18 protein-coding genes are annotated in these 18466 nt (G+C 44.2%); 10 read left to right on the top strand and 8 right to left on the bottom strand.

All coding sequences use genetic code 11. The features are described 5' to 3' along the window. The 7 genes from GKR71_RS19860 to osmB all read left to right on the top strand — a co-directional run. The coding region (locus GKR71_RS19860) for a hypothetical protein (protein ID WP_195848952.1) at positions 1–196 on the top strand (196 nt) is incomplete at its 5' end. 11 nt (positions 197–207) lie between these two features. Further along, positions 208–1287, top strand: coding sequence for an electron transport complex subunit RsxD (gene rsxD / locus GKR71_RS02250; RefSeq protein ID WP_036956568.1), 1080 nt, complete (start codon positions 208–210; stop codon positions 1285–1287). Between the two features lie 9 nt (positions 1288–1296). Beyond that, complete coding sequence (gene rsxG, locus GKR71_RS02245) at positions 1297–1926, top strand: electron transport complex subunit RsxG (RefSeq protein ID WP_036956566.1); 630 nt, start codon at positions 1297–1299, stop codon at positions 1924–1926. Beyond that, on the top strand, positions 1926–2642 hold the full coding sequence (locus tag GKR71_RS02240) for an electron transport complex subunit E (RefSeq protein WP_154633895.1): 717 nt from the start codon (positions 1926–1928) through the stop codon (positions 2640–2642). Before rsxG ends, GKR71_RS02240 begins: the two co-directional genes overlap by 1 nt. A gap of 19 nt (positions 2643–2661) precedes the next feature. After that, entirely contained in the window at positions 2662–3303 is a 642-nt protein-coding gene (nth, locus tag GKR71_RS02235; protein WP_036956562.1) for an endonuclease III, read from the top strand. Between the two features lie 121 nt (positions 3304–3424). Beyond that, positions 3425–5368 (top strand): exoribonuclease II, encoded by a 1944-nt coding sequence (locus tag GKR71_RS02230; RefSeq protein WP_154633894.1) that lies wholly within the window; start codon positions 3425–3427, stop codon positions 5366–5368. A 228-nt stretch (positions 5369–5596) separates the two neighbouring features. Further along, a complete protein-coding gene (gene osmB / locus GKR71_RS02225; protein WP_006659769.1) occupies positions 5597–5803 on the top strand; it encodes an osmotically-inducible lipoprotein OsmB in 207 nt (68 codons plus the stop codon). Between the two features lie 81 nt (positions 5804–5884). Here the strand turns inward: osmB and yciH are convergent, their stop codons facing one another. The 5 genes from yciH to GKR71_RS02200 all read right to left on the bottom strand — a co-directional run bounded on the left by yciH (position 5885) and on the right by GKR71_RS02200 (position 9352). Beyond that, the gene (gene yciH, locus GKR71_RS02220; RefSeq protein ID WP_036956560.1) at positions 5885–6211 is read right to left on the bottom strand and encodes a stress response translation initiation inhibitor YciH; all 327 of its coding nucleotides are present in this window, start codon (positions 6209–6211) and stop codon (positions 5885–5887) included. Continuing rightward, positions 6208–6945 carry an orotidine-5'-phosphate decarboxylase gene (gene pyrF / locus GKR71_RS02215; protein ID WP_036956559.1) on the bottom strand — a complete coding sequence of 246 codons (738 nt, stop codon included), beginning with the start codon at positions 6943–6945 and terminating at the stop codon, positions 6208–6210. The genes yciH and pyrF overlap by 4 nt, the downstream gene beginning before the upstream one ends. A 45-nt stretch (positions 6946–6990) precedes the next feature. Beyond that, a complete protein-coding gene (gene lapB, locus GKR71_RS02210) occupies positions 6991–8163 on the bottom strand; it encodes a lipopolysaccharide assembly protein LapB (RefSeq protein WP_154633893.1) in 1173 nt (390 codons plus the stop codon). A 6-nt stretch (positions 8164–8169) separates the two neighbouring features. Next, complete coding sequence (locus tag GKR71_RS02205) at positions 8170–8487, bottom strand: LapA family protein (protein WP_006659765.1); 318 nt, start codon at positions 8485–8487, stop codon at positions 8170–8172. A 154-nt stretch (positions 8488–8641) separates the two neighbouring features. Continuing rightward, complete coding sequence (locus tag GKR71_RS02200; protein ID WP_108478093.1) at positions 8642–9352, bottom strand: phosphatase PAP2 family protein; 711 nt, start codon at positions 9350–9352, stop codon at positions 8642–8644. 229 nt (positions 9353–9581) lie between these two features. On the opposite strand from GKR71_RS02200, the gene ribA reads away from it, so the two are divergent. After that, positions 9582–10178 (top strand): GTP cyclohydrolase II, encoded by a 597-nt coding sequence (ribA, locus tag GKR71_RS02195; RefSeq protein WP_036956569.1) that lies wholly within the window; start codon positions 9582–9584, stop codon positions 10176–10178. A gap of 247 nt (positions 10179–10425) precedes the next feature. Next, the gene (hemB, locus tag GKR71_RS02190) at positions 10426–11403 is read left to right on the top strand and encodes a porphobilinogen synthase (RefSeq protein ID WP_036956556.1); all 978 of its coding nucleotides are present in this window, start codon (positions 10426–10428) and stop codon (positions 11401–11403) included. 93 nt (positions 11404–11496) lie between these two features. On the opposite strand, the gene GKR71_RS02185 is transcribed toward hemB, so the two are convergent. The 3 genes from GKR71_RS02185 to cysB all read right to left on the bottom strand — a co-directional run bounded on the left by GKR71_RS02185 (position 11497) and on the right by cysB (position 15873). Next, positions 11497–11946, bottom strand: a complete 450-nt coding sequence (locus GKR71_RS02185) for a hypothetical protein (protein WP_036956555.1) — start codon at positions 11944–11946, stop codon at positions 11497–11499. Between the two features lie 186 nt (positions 11947–12132). Then, positions 12133–14805 (bottom strand): aconitate hydratase AcnA, encoded by a 2673-nt coding sequence (gene acnA / locus GKR71_RS02180; RefSeq protein WP_154633892.1) that lies wholly within the window; start codon positions 14803–14805, stop codon positions 12133–12135. 93 nt (positions 14806–14898) lie between these two features. Next, on the bottom strand, positions 14899–15873 hold the full coding sequence (gene cysB / locus GKR71_RS02175; RefSeq protein WP_108478090.1) for an HTH-type transcriptional regulator CysB: 975 nt from the start codon (positions 15871–15873) through the stop codon (positions 14899–14901). 289 nt (positions 15874–16162) lie between these two features. On the opposite strand from cysB, the gene GKR71_RS02170 reads away from it, so the two are divergent. Next, positions 16163–18196, top strand: a complete 2034-nt coding sequence (locus GKR71_RS02170; RefSeq protein ID WP_154633891.1) for a M13-type metalloendopeptidase — start codon at positions 16163–16165, stop codon at positions 18194–18196. The last annotated feature ends 270 nt before the right edge of the window (positions 18197–18466 follow it).

The following is an 18466-nucleotide window of genomic DNA, read 5'->3' as shown; positions in this document are numbered from 1 at the left end:
TGCTCGTGCAAAAGCCAAAAAAGCGGCTGCACAACAGACTTCAGAGCCTGTTGTTGAAGCGCCAGCTGAAGCCGCTGAGGAAGTCGACCCGCGCAAAGCTGCCGTTGCCGCTGCGATTGCCCGAGTTAAGGCAAAGAAAGCCGCTGCTCAGCGATCTACAGAACCTCAATCAAACGAACAAACCACCACAGAGTAAGTGATAAACAGATGAAATTTAGACCGCTTGATAGCAAAGCACGCCGTTTAAAAATTGCTAGCGCCCCATTTACTCATGATAACCAAAGCACCAGCCAGGTCATGTTTTGGGTTCTGCTTGCCGCTATCCCCGGCATTGCAGTGCAAACCTATTTTTTTGGTGTTGGAACCTTATACCAAATCGCCATTGCGATGGTCACCGCCGCAGTAACGGAAGCCATATCCATCCGCTTACGCCAGCAGCCAGTGTTACCTGTTTTGAAAGATAATTCCGCGATTGTTACCGCGTTATTACTCGGTGTGAGCTTACCGCCATTATCACCTTGGTGGCTGATTGTATTGGGCACTGTATTTGCCATTATTATTGCTAAGCAATGCTACGGCGGCTTGGGGCAAAATCCATTTAACCCTGCGATGGTCGGTTATGTGGTATTGCTGATTTCATTCCCAGTGCAAATGACCAACTGGTTGCCGCCTCAAGAATTGCAACAGCTGCATATTTCAGGCTTTGATAGCTTGATGGTGATCTTTAGTGGACATACCTCGACGGGAATAACGTTGGATCAATTACGTACTGGCATTGATGGTATGAGCCAAGCGACTCCGTTAGATAGCTTTAAAACGGGCTTACTCACCCATTCTATTTCCGATGTACTACAGCAACCAATCCTGCAAGGCTCTTTAGCCGGTATCGGTTGGCAGTGGGTGAACCTTGCCTATCTGGCAGGCGGATTAATTATGCTAAGCCGTCGCATTATTAGCTGGCATATTCCCGTGGCATTTATTGGAACACTCGCCCTGCTCGCTGTGGTTAGTTGGTTAATTGATGATAGCCGCTACTCCCCGCCATTAATTCAATTATTGTCAGGGGCAACTATGTTGGGTGCATTCTTTATTGCGACTGACCCAGTTACTGCTTCAACTACACCAAAAGGACGGATTATTTTTGGTGTATTAATTGGCTTTTTAGTATGGGTGATCCGCGTTTACGGTGGGTATCCTGATGCCATCGCCTTTGCTGTCTTACTTGCCAATATCACCGTACCGTTAATCGACCACTATACGCAGCCTCGCGCGTATGGACATAAGTAAGGAGCCAGCATGTTAAATACAATGCGCCGTCATGGCACAATCTTGGCTCTGTTCGCGGCGGGTACAACTGCACTGAGCGCCGCTGTATATACGCTAACGAAAGATATCATTGCGGAACAAGCCGCTATCGTGCAGAAGAAATTACTCGACCAAGTAGTGCCTGAATCCTTATATGACAATGAGCTCGCCAAAGAGTGCTATCTAGTCACCAATGAAGCTATACTGGGAAATAAACTCCCTCGACATCTGTATATTGCCCGTAAGGATGGTCAGCCTGTTGCTGCGGCTTTAGAAAGCACGGCTCCCGATGGATATTCCGGTGCGATCCACTTGTTAGTTGGTGCAGATTTTAAAGGCAATGTTTTGGGTGTACGCGTCACAGAACACCATGAAACACCAGGGCTTGGGGATAAAATTGAAACCCGCATTTCTGATTGGATCACCCATTTTACGGGCAAAAAGTTAGAGTCTGCGCAAGACCCTCATTGGGCAGTGAAAAAAGATGGTGGTGATTTTGATCAATTTACAGGCGCCACAATCACGCCTCGTGCGGTTGTCAATGCCACAAAACGTACCGCGGCATTTATCCAAACGGTACCTGAAGAATTAGCGAATTACCCAATTTGTGGGGATGAATAATGAGTAGCGAAACTAAAGAATTATTTGCACAAGGGTTATGGAAGAATAACTCTGCATTAGTACAACTACTGGGTTTATGCCCATTATTAGCGGTATCATCAACAGCGACTAACGCATTAGGTTTGGGGCTAGCAACAACCCTCGTTCTCGTCTGCACTAACGTAGCAGTATCCGCATTTCGTCGCTGGGTTCCTGCTGAAATCCGTATTCCTATTTATGTGATGATTATCGCCTCCGTGGTGAGCGCCGTACAAATGCTGATCAACGCGTATGCGTTTGGTTTGTATGAATCGCTGGGGATCTTTATTCCGCTGATTGTCACAAACTGTATCGTCATTGGACGCGCTGAAGCTTATGCTTCTCGCAACACAGTGCCTTTATCTGCCGTCGATGGTTTGGCGATGGGATTAGGAGCAACAGCCGCACTGTTTGTACTGGGTGCTATGCGTGAAATTCTTGGTAACGGTACCTTGTTCGATGGCGCAGACCTACTGTTAGGTTCATGGGCAAAATCGTTACGGGTGGAAGTCTTACACCTTGACTCACACTTTTTACTCGCTATGCTGCCACCGGGCGCGTTTATTGGCTTAGCCTTGATGCTAGCCGGTAAATACCTTATTGATGAAAAAATGAAAAAGCGCGCGGCGCTAAAATCAGGTCAACAACCTGCTCGTGAATACCAAAAAGAACAAGGTTGTGGCACTCATATTTCTTAAATTTGAAGCTTTGTGAGCAATGAATAAAACTAAACGAATCGAAATTCTCACTCGCCTGCGCGATAACAATCCTCATCCGACAACGGAGCTAGAATTTAGCTCCCCTTTTGAATTACTGATTTCAGTGCTGCTGTCTGCGCAAGCCACCGATGTCAGCGTCAACAAAGCGACGGCAAAACTTTATCCGGTCGCCAATACGCCAGAGCAAATGGTCGCTCTCGGCGTTGATGGCATCAAAGAGTATATTAAAACCATTGGGTTATTTAATACCAAAGCCGAAAGCGTCTATAAAACCTGCCAGATCCTGATTGAAAAACATCATAGCCAAGTCCCTGAAAACCGCGAGGCATTAGAAGCCTTGCCAGGTGTTGGGCGTAAAACGGCAAACGTTGTCCTCAATACCGCCTTTGGCTGGCCAACCATTGCCGTTGATACCCATATCTTCCGCGTGTGTAATCGCACCAAGTTTGCTCCCGGCAAAGATGTTGTGGAAGTCGAGGAAAAACTATTAAAAGTGGTTCCTGCTGAATTTAAAGTCGACTGCCACCACTGGTTTATTCTCCATGGTCGTTATACCTGTATCGCCCGCAAACCTCGCTGCGGATCTTGCATCATTGAAGATCTTTGCGAGTTTAAAGATAAAATTTACCCTGAAAATTAATCAACTTAGCCCAAGATGCGAATTTCCACACAGTTATAAAGTCATTCGCATTTTTTTCTTGCTCTAAGACTTTGTCTTACGCAACAATAGAGCCAAACTCAACATCAAATAAACGGTAAGTATGTTTCAAGACAACCCATTATTAGCGCAACTCAAACAAACGTTGCATGCCAAAACACCTCGCGTCGAAGGTCTGGTAAAAAGCACTGAAAAAGGCTTTGGCTTTTTAGAAGTCGATGGACAAAAAAGCTATTTCATTCCACCGCCGCAAATGAAAAAAGTGATGCACGGAGATAGAATTTCTGCCGCTGTTCATACGGATAAAGACCGTGAATTTGCCGAGCCTGAAGAGCTTATCGAGCCATTCCTTAACCGTTTTGTTGGTAAAATTCAGAAGAAAGATAACGACAATCGCCTGTTCGTTATTCCTGATCACCCACTGCTAAAAGATGCTATCTCCTGTCGCCCAATCAATGGTATCACTCATGAATTTAAGCAAGGTGACTGGGTTGTCGCAGAAATGCGTCGCCATCCATTAAAAGGCGACAAAGGTTTCTACGCAGAAATTACAGAATATATTACCTTCGGTGATGACCATTTCGCACCGTGGTGGGTTACGTTACGCCGTCACCAATTAGATCGCGCTGAGCCTGCAATGGTGGAAAGTGAGCGTGATGATGAAGGCTTAGAACGTGTTGATTTAACTGACCTTCACTTTGTCACCATCGACAGTGCAAGCACTGAAGATATGGATGATGCGCTGTATATCGAAAAAACCGCTGAAGGCAACCTGAAACTGTATATCGCGATTGCCGACCCAACCAGTTATATCAAAGAAGGTAGTGAGTTGGATAAACTGGCATTAGCCCGTTCATTCACTAACTACCTGCCAGGCTTCAACATTCCAATGTTGCCTCGCCAACTGTCTGATGATTTATGTTCACTGCGTCCTAATGCTCGTCGCCCTGCTCTGGTTTGCGTTACGCAGATCCTGCAAGACGGTGCCATTGATAGCAATATTGAGTTCTTCAGTGCGTGGGTTGAATCGAAAACTAAGTTAGTTTATGACGAAGTTTCTGATTGGTTAGAAGAAGCTGGTTCTTGGAAACCACAGTCTGACGCTGATACTCAGCAAATCCTGCTATTAAAAGAGATGGCTGATAAGCGCTTACAGTGGCGCCATAATAATGCCTTAGTCTTCAAAGATAGACCGGATTACCGTTTTGTTTTAGACGAAAATGGCAACGTGGTGGATATCGTCTCAGAAAGCCGTCGTACTGCAAATCGCATTGTTGAAGAAGCGATGATCACCGCTAACTTATGTGCGGCTAACGTGCTGAAAAACAAATTAGGTTTCGGTGTATTTAACGTCCATATGGGCTTTGAACCTCTGCAAATCGAACAAGTGGTTCAGACCTTGAAAGATAATGGCATCGAAGCAAAAGGCGAAGAGCTATTAACCCTTGAAGGTTTCCGTCAATTACGTCGCCTCTTGGATTCACAGCCGACTCAATTCTTAGATAGTCGTATTCGTCGCTTCCAAACCTTTGCGGAGGTGAAAGCGGATCCGGGTCCTCACTTTGGTTTAGGTTTTGATGCGTATGCCACATGGACATCGCCAATTCGTAAATACACCGATATCGTCAACCACCGTTTGCTGAAATCGATTATTGCAGGCGCACCAACACCAGAAAAACCAACTGAAGAGTTATCCCTTAAGCTGGCAGAACGCCGCCGTGCTAACCGTATGGCTGAGCGTGATGTGGGTGATTGGTTATATTCCCGCTATCTGAAACCGTTTGAAGGCACTGATACTAAGTTCCCTGCGGAAATTATCGATATTACTCGCGGTGGTGTGCGTGTACGTTTAGTGGATAACGGCGCCGTTGCCTTTATTCCTGCACCATTCCTGCACAGTGTTCGTGATGAAATTCAGTGCAGCCAAGAGACTGGCAGTGTGTTGATCAAAGGCGAAAAAGCCTATCAATTAAACGATATTATTGATGTCAATATCGCCGAAGTGCGTATGGAAACCCGTAATATCGTGGCTCGCCCAGCCGCGTAGTCATTCTCCATTTCGTATCAAAAAGGCCATCACCTTAAGTGATGGTCTTTTTTCGTTTGGTCAAAATACATTCAATATGAATAGGTTAGCATTTAATGTTAAACATCTAACGTTTCTTGACATTTCTTTCTGATTATTCCGATCCGCCTATTCTTTTTTCATGATATTTTATTTTGGCTATATGCTGATACGTAATTATCATTATAAAAATAAGTTGGAGTAAACATCATGAAACGCATCCTCTCTTTTGTCATTATCGCAACGGTGGCACTGGGTCTCAGTGCTTGTTCAAATATGTCAAAACAGAATAAAAACACAGCGATTGGAGCGACTGTCGGTGCTGTTGGAGGCGCAATATTAACGGATGGAAGCGCACTGGGCACAGTAGGCGGCGCGGCTATCGGCGGGATTATTGGACATCAAGTGAAGAAGTAAATTTAACACACACTTTAATGACAAATGGGGGAATAATTTCCCCCATTTTTATTAGGATGGTTATTTTTTAAATATTGCTAATCAACCACCGGCCAATTTAACTTGGTAGCCTTTAGCTTCAAGTAATTGTTTCAGCAAGTCACGCTTATCACCTTGGATTTCGATATCACCATCTTTTACTGCACCGCCGCAACCGCATTTTTTCTTCAATTCAGCGGCCAGCTTTGTCAATTCCGCATCATCCAGATCTAAGCCCGTCACAACGCAAACCCCCTTGCCTTTACGACCGGATGTTTCACGGCGAATACGCACGATACCATCGCCTTTTGGACGCTCGGCTTTTGGTTTTTCTTCCTCAATGCGTCCTATATCTGTGCTATAGACGAGACGGCTGTTAGCGTCACTCATGCGATATCCTTAATGGATTGGTTAATTTGTTGTAGGGTCAGCGCTGGGTCTTCACTACGGGTGATCGGACGCCCAATTACCATATAATCGACACCTACTTCAATCGCTTGTTGTGGGGTCATAATACGACGCTGGTCACCCACTTCGCTGCCTACAGGACGAATACCTGGCGTGACTAACTTGAATTCTTGCCCGCATACTGCTTTTAGCGCTTTTGCTTCGTGTGCTGAGCACACGACACCATCAAGACCACACTGCTTAGTTAACAGCGCTAAACGCTCAGCATGCTCTGCCGGCGTTAAATTAATACCAACACCCGCTAAATCCGATGCATCCATACTGGTTAATACGGTCACAGCCGTTAATAAAGGAGCATCTTTACCGTAACTTTCAAGAGCTTGGCGTGCCGCCTCCATCATTCGTGCGCCGCCGCTAGCGTGAACATTCACCATCCAAACGCCCATTTCTGCCGCTGCGGAAACTGCACGAGCAACCGTATTCGGAATATCATGGAATTTAAGATCCAGAAAAACATCAAAACCACGGTCATGGAGTGACTTAACAAATTGAGGACCATTAAATGTGAACATTTCTTTGCCCACTTTCAAGCGACAGTCGCGCGGGTCAATCCTATCAACAAATGCGAGTGCGGCATCTGCAGTTTCATAGTCTAGAGCCACAATGATAGGCGAGTCAGTGTTTACGCGAACGAGGTTCTCAGTTGAGGAGATCATTTCATAGCCTTTATTGAGTATTGTCAGAAATTAAAAGTGACGCTGTCACTGACCATCCAGCCCGCGAATTGGCTTGATGGTGTCCCAAGAGCGACAAGATGGACAGTGCCAATAGAGCGAACGGGAGGTAAAACCACATTTGTGGCAACGGTAATCCGGTTTAGTACGAATTTGCTCACCCACCATTTTACGCAGCAAAATCAAGCTCTCTTTGGCTCGACCTTCTTCCGCTTCCGCCAGATGGTAATCCATCAAACGGTAGAATAAGCGCATGGTTGGATGACGTTGAATTTGGTCATTGATATAGCTAGCAGCCGCTTCATGATTCTGCTTTTCAACAATAATATCGGCGAGATAAAGCTCGGCAATTGCCCCTGTATTTCCATCAACACATTGACGCAAATAGGCTTCCCAGCCTTCCGCCAGCCCAGTGTGTCGATAGCATTCGTACAGCATTGGCAGCGTTTCAGAAACCAGTTCTCTATCTTGATGGTAAACCTGCACTAAGGAAGAAATCGCTTTATCATAATTGCCTTGCTCGATAAAAATACGCCCTTTCATAATCGAAACGCGTGCGCAGTTTTTGTCAGCTTGCTCGCCTTTATTTAATAGGCTTAAGGCTTCGTCGATATCATCACTCGCCAATTCTTGAGTCGCCAACTCACAGTAGAAATGGGCGATTTGTTCCCGTAACTCTTCAGAGCCTAATTTCACCAGCTTGGTTGCCGTTTCAATCGCTTTACCCCAGTCACTGGTTAACTGATAAATCGATAACAAAGATTGCAGCGCACTCTGTTTAAAATCCACTTCATCGGTTAATTGCTGGAACATGTTTTCGGCACGGTCATACACACCCGCGGCCATATAATCACGACCAAGCTGTTGAGTGGCTAATAAACGTTGTTCAAAAGAAAGCGCAGCACTTTCCACCAGCGACTGGTGAATACGAATCGCGCGTTCAACTTCGCCACGAGAACGGAATAAGTTACCGAGAGTTAAGTGAGCTTCAAAGGCGGAGCTATCTTCCGTTTTGAGCATTTCGAGGAATAAATCAACGGCTTTATCTTGTTGATTAGATAATAGGAAGTTCACGCCTGTCACGTAGTCACGGGACAAGCGATTTGCATGCTGCTGCTTATCTTGCTGAGCACTTCTGCGCCCCATGTACCAGCCATATGCAGCGGCAACAGGTAGCAACAGAAAAAGCAACTCGAACATTGAGGATTATTCCTTGTTCTGAGCTGTCACTAATTCGGTTGAGTCAGAAATAGTTTTCTCTCCAGCACCTAATTGTGATTCTAAACGTCTAATTTTACGACGTGCATTCTTAAGGCTAACAATGGTACGCAAATAGAACACCGCACACACCAGCCACCCCAGCACAAAACCGACACCAAACAAGGTTGCAAGTAAGGAAGATAAAGAAAAATCCCCTTTTGCAATCAGGTAGTTAAATGTAATAACCTGATCATTGCTTGAACCTAGCGTAATCGACACAATAAAAACGGCGACCGCTAGTAATAAAATCAGAAAATATTTCACATTTTTTCCCGTTATCAGTTCTTATCGTTCCAAAACATATCTCTGATAAGGTAGCATTTTCAGCGCATTCAGACAAAGTAAATTATTCGCCTGCCAAGAGTATTCGCTCTAAAAACCGCCCTTTTTCATCATGATAATCCGATTAGCGTTAAATTCATTTCTCTAAGAATCGAGATTGATATATCCAGTAACCTAACAACGCGAAAAGCGCACTCATCAACGTGGAGGCAATAATATCAAGGGGCCAATGCATTCCTAGTAGCATACGGCTTAATCCGATGCCCTGCGCCCAGCATAATATGATGATTCCCAATGCATATTGACGTTGTTGCCAAAACAGCGCAATTAATAGCAATGCCCATCCCGCAGCAAAAAACATATGACCTGAAGGAAATGAGTAGCCCGTTTCTGCCTGCCAATGTTTACGCTGCCATTTAGGAATAAGCGTATTCGACTTCACGGTATTTTTAATTAAATCCGCTCGCGCCCCACGTTTTAAATCATAAAATTCCTGATGGGGAATTTGATAGGTTTTCTCCAGCCACACCACATAGGGACGCGGTTCTTGGAAGGTGCTTTTCATTAAGGATTTCACCCCTTGCGCACCGAGAATACATAATGCGATAACCACCAGCAACTTTAGCCATTGATTCCGCTTATGACGAAAGACGATTAACGTTAAAAGAGTTAAAAATACAAACGTCACATAGCTATAAGGTAATCCCGCGCTATCCGTCAACCAAAGTAGCCATTTCATCGATGGCTGATGCTCAGGAGTCCACTGCCAGCCTGTGGCTATCATAACTATCGGCGGTAACAGCAAAAAAATGACACTTATTGCGATAAGGTAGGCACTCTTTCTCATCTAGAATATTCCTTACGTTTTAATTATTTCCTAATTAACAAATTTTACATAGCCTGCAAATATCTCTGTTATAGTAGTATAGCGTCGGCTGTGTGCAAAGAATGCCGGACTCTATATGCAAACGTCATATAGCATCGATATATTTAACTTTAGTGACCATATTACTTTAGTACCATATCGATTTACGTGTTTAATTCAGCAAGAGTTACTTTAACTAATGAAAGAAAATATGCAGCTAAAACGTATTGCCGAAGCCAAACTACCTACCCCTTTCGGTGAATTCCTAATGGTAGGGTTTGAAGAAATCGCAACAGGTCGTGACCACGTCGCGCTGATTTTTGGTGATATTACAGGCGCAACGCCAGTACTCAGTCGAATTCATTCCGAATGCTTAACTGGCGATGCATTATTTAGTTTACGTTGTGACTGTGGTTTTCAATTAGAAGCTGCGCTCAAGCAAATTAGTGAAGAAGGCCGTGGGGTACTGCTGTATCACCGCCAAGAAGGTCGTAATATTGGGTTACTGAACAAAATCCGTGCTTATGCATTGCAAGACCAAGGATTAGATACCGTTGAAGCTAACCTAAAATTAGGATTTAAAGCCGACGAACGTGATTTTACCCTGTGTTCTGATATGTATAAATTATTAGGTATTAATGAAGTTCGCTTACTGACTAATAACCCGAAAAAAATTGATATTATGCGTGAAGCGGGTATCAACGTCGTTGAACGTGTGCCATTAATTGTTGGACGAAATCCTAGCAATGAACATTATTTAGATGTGAAAGCACAAAAAATGGGTCATATGTTATTTAAGCACCAATAATTATCCTTCTCAATCAGGAAGAGTGTACCTTGCTCTTCCTATTATTCTTGCCTTAATTCCCATTTTTATCATAACAATCGAATCCATAACATTTGACGAGTGCTATATTCACATTCTTTTTATAAGGTTTATACTGTTCGCAACTTAATACCATTCATAATTAAATACATCGAAAAATAAGAGTGGAACATTCCCACATAATAATCCGAATGGGAAATGTCTATTTTTCGTCTACCAAGGAGATAGTGTGAATAACCTGCATTCCATCCAGCGCATGAGAAGACTGCGTAAAAGTGAACAATTCCGCGACCTATTCCAAGAAACCCACCTCTCCATCAATGACTTATGCTTGCCTATTTTCGTTGAAGAAGGCTTAGACGATTACGCACCGATTGCGAGTATGCCTGGCGTTGTGCGTATTCCAGAAAAACGCTTAGCCTATGAAATTGAGCGTATTGCAAAAGCCGGCATTAAATCTGTTATGACCTTCGGTGTGTCTCATCACTTAGATGAAAATGGTAGCGATGCATGGCAAGACAATGGTCTGGTGGCTCGTATGTCTCGTATCTGTAAAGAGACCGTCCCAGAAATGATTGTGATGTCGGATACTTGTTTTTGCGAATATACGTCTCACGGCCACTGCGGTGTGATGCACGGTGATGTGGTTGATAACGACCAAACTATCCATAATTTAGGTCTGCAAGCCGTTGCTGCTGCGCGTGCCGGTGCTGACTTTATCGCTCCTTCTGCTGCAATGGATGGGCAAGTCGCCGCAATCCGCCATGCACTTGATGAAGCAGGATTTACCGATACAGCGATTATGTCTTACTCCACGAAATTCGCATCAGCTCTATACGGCCCATTCCGTGATGCAGCAGGTTCATGTTTAAAAGGTGACCGTAAGACTTACCAAATGAACCCAATGAACCGCCGTGAAGCGCTGCACGAGTCGCTGATTGATATGCAAGAAGGCGCAGATGCGCTGATGGTAAAACCCGCGGGTGCTTACTTAGATATTATCCGTGACCTACGTGAGTGTACCCAATTGCCTATTGGTGCGTATCAAGTCAGTGGTGAATACGCCATGATCAAATTTGCCGCGCAAGCAGGTGCAATTGATGAAACTCGCGTCACGTTAGAAAGCTTAGGGTCCATTAAACGCGCTGGAGCAGATTTAATCTTTACTTATTTCGCACTGCAATTAGCTGAAAATAAGATCCTGTAGTCTCTCTCTAAGATAACAAAACGCCGATACTGGATATAAATACAGTATCGGCGTTTTTGTTCATTTCCGCTCATTTATTCAACGATATGAAGATTAACTCGCCTTTTTCTGTTGGAATTCTAGCTGCTCGGATAGCCGGTCTGCATACATTTTTGCTGTTTCTGGGGTCAGTAGCCCTGCAATCAGGAGATCTTTTTTACCATTTGCAAGGTCAGCAACGACGCCCCATGTTTCGATATCCATAGCTTCACAATCAAGTTCGTGATCGGTGACAGGCAAAATATCAAAGAAATCTTTTAGTGGTGCAATAGAAATTGCGGTGTACTCGGCATTCAAGCCTAATGGGAACTCTTTATCTGCATATAATCTTAAATCATGGACTTCGGTTTCTGGGGTTCTCATGACAACTGAATAGAGATTCGGAATATGTTCTAAAATGTCACGAACTTCATCATTCGCACCCGCACAATGTGAAGTGCTTAATAGAATGTCTGCCGCCCATAATGCACCCTTGAAAAAATCAGTTTCATTGATATTTGCCATATTGATTTCCTTTACGCTATTTTCGATAAATGCGGTCACTTCATTCCATCAAACTACTGAGCTTTTTCTGAATACTGACTATCACAATAACTGAGAAACTGGCTAAAAAACTTGAGAAATAACAATATTAAGCGTTAATAAAGAAAAAACGCCCACAAGAAATCTTGCAGGCGCCATAAACGCAGATTAATTGAGCATTTGGCGGATCACATAATGCAAAATCCCACCGTGTCGGTAATATTCCATTTCCGTCGCAGTATCGATGCGGCAACGAGTATTCACTTCTTTCACTGTGTCATCACCATACGTAATTTTTACGGTGATACTTTGGCTTGGTGTCAGAGACTGTAAACCAGTAACATCAATACGCTCATCGCCTTTTAAACCCAGGGTTTTACGGGTTTCTCCACCTGTAAATTCTAATGGAATAACCCCCATCCCAATTAAGTTAGAGCGGTGAATACGTTCATAGGATTCGGCGATCACCACACGAACACCCAGTAAATTGGTGCCTTTTGCCGCCCAGTCACGGCTAGAGCCTGAACCATATTCTTTACCCGCAATAATGGCTAACGGGCGTTTTTGTTGCTGATACAACATCGCCGCATCAAAGATAGCCATCTGTTTGCCTGTTGGAATATGTAAGGTATAGCCGCCTTCCACCCCCGGTACCATTTCATTACGAATACGAATATTGGCAAACGTACCGCGCATCATGACTTCATGATTACCACGGCGAGAACCGTAAGAGTTAAAATCTGCAACCGCCACACCGTGTTCTTGGAGATAACGCCCCGCTGGACTTTCTTTCTTAATATTCCCCGCTGGAGAAATATGGTCAGTGGTTACCGAATCCCCGAGAATAGCGAGAATGTTTGCCCCGTGAATATCCGCAACGGGCTTAGGTTGCGCAGGCATATTTTCAAAGAATGGCGGATGGCGAATATAGGTTGAATCCCCTTGCCAATGGTAGGTTGAGGAGCTTTCAACATCCAGCGCACGCCAAGCTTCATTCCCTTCAAAGACCGCGTTATATTCTTTATGGAACATGTCAGTTTTGACTTTCTCCACCGCACTGGCAATTTCCGCACTGGATGGCCAAATATCTTTCAAGTAGACAGGCTGACCCTGTTGATCCACACCTAATGGGTCAGTTTTTAAATTAACGTGCATATTGCCAGCCAATGCATAGGCAACGACGAGTGGCGGTGATGCCAGCCAGTTGGTTTTTACCAACGGATGAATGCGCCCTTCGAAGTTACGGTTACCTGAAAGCACCGCCCCAACCGTCAGATCATGTTGCTTAATTGCCTCTTCAATCGGTGCAGGTAACGGACCAGAGTTACCAATACAGGTAGTACAACCATACCCCACAAGGTTAAAGCCCAGTTTGTCCAGATAAGGTGTTAATCCCGCTAATGCCAGGTAATCAGTCACGACCTTAGAGCCCGGTGCGAGAGAAGACTTAACCCATGGCTGACGAGAAAGCCCTTTTTCTATCGCTTTTTTCGCCAGTAACCCTGCCGCCATTAATACACTAGGGTTAGAGGTGTTGGTACAGGATGTGATAGCGGCGATCACTACCGCGCCATCGGTAAGGTCGAATTCCTGCCCTTGAAAGTTCACGCGAGGATGCGCATGTTTATCTTGCTTATTCAGCTCTAAATCCACTGCGCCTTGGAATGCTTTCGGAACTTGGCTCAGTTCAACGCGGTCTTGTGGGCGTTTAGGTCCTGCTAGGCTGGATTCTACCGTGCCCATATCCAGTACTAAGGTACTGGTGAAAATCGGTTCATCCCCTGGGTGACGCCATAAACCTTGTTGCTTGCTATAGGCTTCCACCAGCGCGATTTCATCGTCTTCACGCCCTGTCAGTTTCATATACGCAAGGGTAATTTCGTCTATCGGGAAGAAGCCGCAGGTTGCTCCATATTCTGGTGACATATTGGCAATGGTCGCGCGATCGGCTAATGGCAGGTCAGCTAATCCATCCCCATAGAACTCAACAAATTTACCCACCACACCATGCTTACGTAGCATCTGAGTGACGGTTAACACCAAGTCTGTCGCGGTGATTCCTTCGGCTAATTTACCGGTTAGCTTGAAGCCCACCACATCGGGGATCAGCATAGAAACAGGTTGCCCCAGCATCGCGGCTTCCGCTTCAATTCCGCCAACGCCCCAGCCTAATACCCCCAAACCGTTGATCATGGTGGTGTGGGAGTCCGTTCCAACCAACGTATCGGGGTAAGCAACTAATTTTCCGTCAATCTCTTCATGCCAAATCGCTTTACCGAGGTATTCAAGGTTAACTTGGTGGCAAATCCCCGTTCCCGGCGGTACCACCCTAAAGCGGTTAAACGCTTTTTGTCCCCAACGTAAAAATAAGTAGCGTTCGTGGTTACGCTTCATTTCAATTTCGACGTTATCATCAAACGCTTGGGAATTACCAAACTCATCGACCATCACTGAGTGATCGATGACTAAGTCAACGGGAGATAAAGGGTTAACTTGGTTGACGTTGCCACCAAGGGATTTAACCGCTTCACGCATAGCGGCGAGATCGACAACCGCAGGAACACCAGTAAAGTCTTGCATCAGCACCCGCGCGGGGCGATAAGCAATTTCTCTGTCCGCATGTGCGTTTTTTTGCCAATCGATGATGGCTTGGAGATCGGCGTCAACGACGGATTTACCGTCGATATGACGCAGTAGGTTTTCGAGTAGAACTTTGAGGGATTTAGGAAGTCTCGCCCCGCTGCCTAATTGTTTCTCTGCAAGGGCAAGACTGAAGTAATTATACTGTTTGTTACCGACATTCAGTGTTGCTGCACTGTTTGTTTTTAAACTCAACGACATAACTCCTCCTTGGCGTTTTTATCACCTTATTTTTTTACGCAGTATTATTAATCATAGTCCTCATAATCATTTCCTCTATAGATTTTGTGCCAATTAAAGAATAGGAAGCTCAATTTCTTTGAAAAATTCTTCGATATCTTCGTTGTTACGCAAGGCAATGGCTTTATCCACCACATCACGTGTGAGATGCGGGGCAAAACGCCAAATAAAATCATACATATAGCTGCGCAGGAAACTGGTACGTTTAAAACCGATTTTCGTGGTGCTGTAACTAAATTTATCGCGCATATCGATAACCACGAGATCTTTATCCACCTCAGGATCCACCGCCATGCTGGCGATAATGCCAATCCCTAAACCGAGCTTCACATAGGTCTTGATCACATCCGCATCCGTGGCAGTGAAAATAATTTTGGGCTCTAAGCCTACTTTTTGGAATGCAACATCCAACTCTGAACGCCCAGTAAACCCGTGGGTGTAAGTCACAATTTGATATTCGGCAATATCTTCAATCGTAACATTCTTTTTATCGGTCAGTGGGTGCCCTTTCGGTACTACTACACAACGATTCCAGTGGTAGCACGGCAACATGATAAGGTCACTGTACAGATGGAGCGCTTCTGTCGCGATAGCAAAATCACTATTCCCTTTGCAAACTTCTTCAGCGATTTGGGTTGGAGATCCTTGCTGCATATGCAAGGAAACATGAGGATAACGCTCAATAAAGGTTTTGATTACAGGCGGTAAGGCATAGCGAGCTTGGGTATGCGTCGTGGCAATTTTTAAGCTACCGCGATCAGGAATGGTATGTTCACCGGCAACAGAACGGATAGCTTCAATTTTGGAGAGCACTTCACGGGAAATGCGCACAACTTCCTCACCAGCTGGAGTCACGTGAGTCAAATGCTTACCACTACGCGCAAAAATTTGAATGCCTAGTTCATCTTCCAGCATTCTGACTTGCTTACTGATCCCCGGTTGGGAAGTAAATAACCCTTCTGCTGTTGATGAAACATTCAGGTCGTGATTAACCACTTCAACAATATATCGCAGTTGCTGTAACTTCATACTCACTCCACCTCTTACAGGAAATCATTTTTGCTATAGCTAAAAAACATTACATATAACAAAAAGTAATATTGTTTAATTTATATATAACCAATATAACATCAAACTAATGAGAATAAACAGTATGATGACATTATTTCATCTTGCTGTGAAAAAAAGACGGCGCCCAAGTAAGGTATTGCAAAGTCAGATTATTTTTTTCTTCGACTATGCTTGAATAATTAGCATGCGAATTTTATTTCCATTTTTGCGGTGAGCATCCTATTTAGACTACAGAGAGGTTATCTAGATGCGTATAAAAGTTTTAGCCATGATGGTCGGTTTATCAACCCTATCCTTTGCGCCTCACTTATTAGCGAAAGAGCTATCTTACGGTCAGCAAAAAATCGTGTTATCAGACACCATCGTGCCGGGTAATGACTTTTACCAATATGTTAACCATGATTGGATTAATAAGGCGAAAATCCCAACGGGCATGCCACGAATTAACTCTTTCGTGGATTTGTATTTAAGTACCGAAAAGCAGACTCAATCTATTATCGATGAATTAAAGCAAGCTCCAGAAAGCAGCTTGGATCATAATCAGAAAAATATTCGTAACTTATATTTAAGCTATTTAGATGAAGCTAGCATTGAAAAAGCGGGTTTAACGCCAATCAAATCCGATTTAGCGGCTATTGCAAAAGCCAAAGATCATAATGATATTAGCCGTCTGATGACGCTGCCGGGTTATACCTCCGTGCTCTCTTATTGGGTAGATTTAGACGCCAAGGCACCAGATACTTATATTCTGTATCTTGGTCAAGGTGGACTTGGGTTACCTAATCGTAATTACTACCTTGACGATACCCCGCAAATGAAAGAGATCCGCAAAAACTACATTGCGTATATTGCGACAATCTTGAAATTAGCTGGCGAAAAAGACGTTAAGAAAAAAGCGCAACAGATCTTCGACCTTGAAAAATCCATTGCTGAAGTGCATTGGAGCCCAGAAGCTCGCCGTGACACCATCAAAAATTATCACCCTATGACCCTCGCTGAAATGAAGAAATTTACCGATGGCTTTGCATGGGATAGCTTTATTCAGCACTGGAAATTAACGGATCAGCAACTGGCGAAAGTGGTGGTTGAGAACGATACGGCGGTAGAAAAAACGGCACAGATTTTTGCCAAGACCCCGGTTTCAGTCCTGAAAGATTACCTAACGTTCCAGTACGTGAACGATCATGCAAGTTATTTAAACAAAACCTTATCTGACGCACGCTTTGATTTTTACTCGAAAAAACTCAATGGCGTTGAAAAACAGCGGACTCGTCAAGAACGCGCTCTTCAAACAGTCAATTCACTGCAAGGTGAGCCTCTCGGACAGATTTATGTAGAGAAATATTTCAATCCACAATCTAAAGAGAAAATTCAAGATTTGGTCAGTTATGTGCGCGGTACCTTTAATGCACGTCTGAAAGATAATGATTGGATGGATGAGCAAACTCGCCAAGAAGCACTGAAAAAGCTAGAGCAGTTTACGGTAAAAGTCGGCTACCCTGATAAATGGAATGATTTTAGTACCATTAATTTGAAACCGAACACATTGATGGATAACTTTAAGCAAGTGGAAGCATGGTCATATAACGATGCCATGAGCAAAATTGGTCAGCCTGTTCGCAAATGGGAATGGGGCATGACACCACAAACCATCAATGCATATTTCAATCCAGTACAAAATGAAATTGTGTTCCCTGCCGCTATTTTGCAAGCTCCATTCTTCGACCCAAATGTGGATCCTGCTTATAACTACGGTGCGATTGGTGCAGTAATTGGTCATGAAATGGGTCACGGTTTTGATGATCAAGGCAGCTTATATGATGGTACAGGTCAGCTACGCAATTGGTGGAGCGATAGTGCCAAAGCGCATTTTAAAGAGAAAACTGCCAAGTTGGTGGATCAATATAATGGCTTTGCTGTCGATGGTCAAAAAGTGAATGGTGAATTAACTCTCGGTGAGAATATTGGTGATTTAGGCGGTTTAAATATCGCGCTAAGCGCTTATAAGCAATTTGCTAAAGAGAACTACCCAAATGGCGAGCCACCTATTATTGATGGTATGACTGGCTTGCAGCGTTTCTTTATTTCATGGGCCAGAACCTGGCAAGAGTTGTCAAATAAGGAATCCGAGCGCAATAAAATCCTCACTGATCCACACAGCCCAAATCAGTTCCGCGCCAATGGTGTTGTCCGTAATATTGATGATTGGTACACCACCTTCGGCGTCGATAAGGATAACGCCCTGTACCTCGCACCGGAGAAACGAATTAAGATTTGGTGATTGGTTAAATCGGTAAGATAACGTTGAAAAGCCTCTTGTGTAAGAGGCTTTTTCTGTTTGAGTCTTTTTATGACCGATAGCATCGCTGTTTCTTCTAAATAATTCGCGTTAGAACAAGGCGGCTAACGCGGATATCTCGGGGGAGCATACACAAGTATGTGACCCGAGTAGCCAAGTGACGCCAACGCAGTTATCACACGAATTATACCCCAGAAACTTCCTTCTAAATCATTTGTGCTGTAGCAAGGCGGCAAATGAGCTAATCCCTAG

The sequence above is a fragment of the Providencia sp. wls1922 genome (assembly GCF_009706505.1).
Classification (GTDB): Bacteria; Pseudomonadota; Gammaproteobacteria; order Enterobacterales; family Enterobacteriaceae; genus Providencia; species Providencia lanzhouensis.
Note: the sequence above shows the minus strand (reverse complement) of the source record. Positions and strands in the feature narration are given on the sequence as shown.